Annotated in this window: 2 protein-coding genes; both read right to left on the bottom strand. The window is 32.7% G+C overall.

The window, feature by feature from the left end:
- The coding region (locus RT405_RS05615) for a hypothetical protein (protein ID WP_313468285.1) at positions 1-1,365 on the bottom strand (1,365 nt) is incomplete at its 3' end.
- 83 nt (positions 1,366-1,448) lie between these two features.
- A complete protein-coding gene (locus RT405_RS05610) occupies positions 1,449-2,075 on the bottom strand; it encodes a hypothetical protein (RefSeq protein ID WP_313468284.1) in 627 nt (208 codons plus the stop codon).
- Positions 2,076-2,460 lie beyond the last annotated feature (385 nt).

The raw sequence follows: 2,460 nt of genomic DNA, 5'->3' as shown, positions 1-2,460 counted from the left end.
AAGTTTTCCTTTTTTATTTTGGTCTGCTGGTTTTGCAGCTTTACTTGTATTGATCAGTAAATAATCTTGGGGGTTCCCTTCGCTCGCTTTATATACGCTTAAATCGAAGAGAGCTGAGTTTTCGATCACTGTTGCTTCTATTTCTTTGTAGTTAAGCTTGGCATCTGATAGTGGTTTGTCAAGCCAGTTGCCTGTACTTATATTCCAATCTTCTGAAATATATTTAAAAGAAATTTTTTTGGGCTCTAAGGTAGTATAAATTGGTAATGTTTCAAAATAACCTGGAACATTTGTATCTGAGCTTAATACCATTCTTTTGACACTAAATGGAGATAAGGTTACTGAAAAATCTGTATTCTCATCACCATAACGAAAGCTTACGGAAGGATCTATTGAAGAGGATAAAATTTTGCTTGCAGCTTTACTTGGCATATTAAATGAATAGACTATTTTTATACGGCGTCTATCCTCTGAGACAAAATATTTTATTTCAAAGCCTTCTTTTTTAGGCGTTAAGCTGAACTCGTTATCTTTTTTTAGTTTGCCTTTTGGCAATTCGATATACAATACAAAATCATTTAAATTACAAACTTTTTCTCCTGACTCTAATTCGCTAAAATACATAACATCTTGAAATTGAAAATCATTGTATCGGGCTTCTCCGTTCCATTTCCAGTTCTTATCCTCAGCTGCTGGCCAATAATTAGGATCTAATGGACTAAGTGATTCATCAATTTTAGCTTTCAATTTCAATTCATGCTTGAAAGAAGTTTTATCATAAAACATGGTTTCTTTAGGTTCCGATGCATTTGTTTGAACCAATAGGAATGTAACTGTGATGTCAATATCACGGTCTTTTTCGGGGATGTCAGTACTTTGATATTTGATCGTTACAGGAAGATCTTCTTTTTGATTTGCATCAAAAACCCATTCTTTCCCCGCACTATCTGTTATAAATGTATAACGAGAGGAGTTTATTTCCGATGCTGGAATAGTTTTGTCTCCTAGAACAGAATCGAAACTCATTATTAATTGCATTTCACTCACATCAACCGGAGTATCCGTTCCTTTTTCGGTCACTTGAATTTGATAGGCCAGTTTGCCATTTAATGTACCTTTGTTTTTTAAATTATGAGTGGACAGTGACACTAGTTCTCCATCTGAATAAATTAACCCAGTGAAGGTTTCATTATTTTCAGGAGACAATGCAAGATTGCCTAACGTGAGTTGTATCCCTGCATTTGCGCTGACAGTGTCACTAAAGTGTGCAAAGATCGGTTCTGAAGGAGTTAGAAGAAATAATATCCATAGGACACTTAGGCCAAGAAACAAATTGTAGCTCAACTTGATTAATTTTTTCGACATTTTAGTTTCCTCTCTATTCTTCATAGACTTCAAACAACCTGAACTTGCTTAGACCTTCAACTTGATGATGGAGTATATCGTTCTTATTTTTTAGCTAAATCCGTTAGTTCAACAGTGACTTTATTTTCTAATAGATCAAGTGCTATTCCATCTAGATTTCCACCATCTTTGTCGCTTCTATTGTATTTTTCATTATTCAAATCTGGATTCAAACTAATCTCCATTTGAATGTCTAAAGTTTCGCCTGACTCAAGTTTAGCTCCATTAATTAAATCTATAAAATTCATCTTATCAGAGGTAATCTTAATGGTATATGGGCCTTCATCATATGAATAAACCTTATCTTCAGAAACAAGAGGGTTTGCGTTTTCTTCCTTCACTATATCTTGTTCGAGTTTTATTTTTGACACCAAGCTACCTGTGTTTTTAAAAATAAAATGCTTAGTAAATGAATCCCCACCACTTACATTTGTGTAAAGAACTTTTCCTTCATCTTGAGTTTCAAATTTTGCTTGTCCCTGTTCATTGTATGTCCATGCAGTAGACTTATTCTCAATTTTAACATTTCCCAATTCCAATTTTATCCCAGCTTGTTCTGTTGCTGAGTCTGTAAAGTAAGCCCGTGTTCCATAAGCAGCTGCACTGATCAGTAACAAGATACCTAACAACAAAGGCAATTTATTTCTTTTATTCATTTTCGGATTTTTCATTCTTTGTTCCTCCATTAGTTTATTTTTTTGATTTTCGTTCGGTTCTTCCAATATATCGCTAGTGTTATTTTAAGTCAAATATACAAAATTGTATTAAAATAAATAAATATACATGACAAAAGATAAACAATTGTTTGAATTTATATTCATTAAATAATAGTTGTCATTTACTTTGATTATCAAACTTCCTTTATAAACCGCTATCTTTGTACTGCACTTCACAGACAATGAGTCAAAAACGGCTATTTTAACATCAACACAACAAGCAAAAGTTTGGATAACAAAAGCAAAAAAAGATAAAATAACGCTCATATTTTAAGGCTGAGTATTTTTAACATTGTACGTTTTTTGCTATTTTTTATATCTTGAAAATTTTAAAAAGCAG

The organism is Carnobacterium sp., assembly GCF_032094055.1.
Taxonomy (GTDB): Bacteria; Bacillota; Bacilli; order Lactobacillales; family Carnobacteriaceae; genus Carnobacterium_A.
This window is presented reverse-complemented; position numbering and strand designations above follow the sequence as displayed.

Excerpts from the sequence above, each read along its gene's own strand:
- RT405_RS05610 (WP_313468284.1), bottom strand. The coding sequence starts at position 2,075 with ATGAAAAATCCGAAAATGAATAAAAGAAATAAATTGCCTTTGTTGTTA.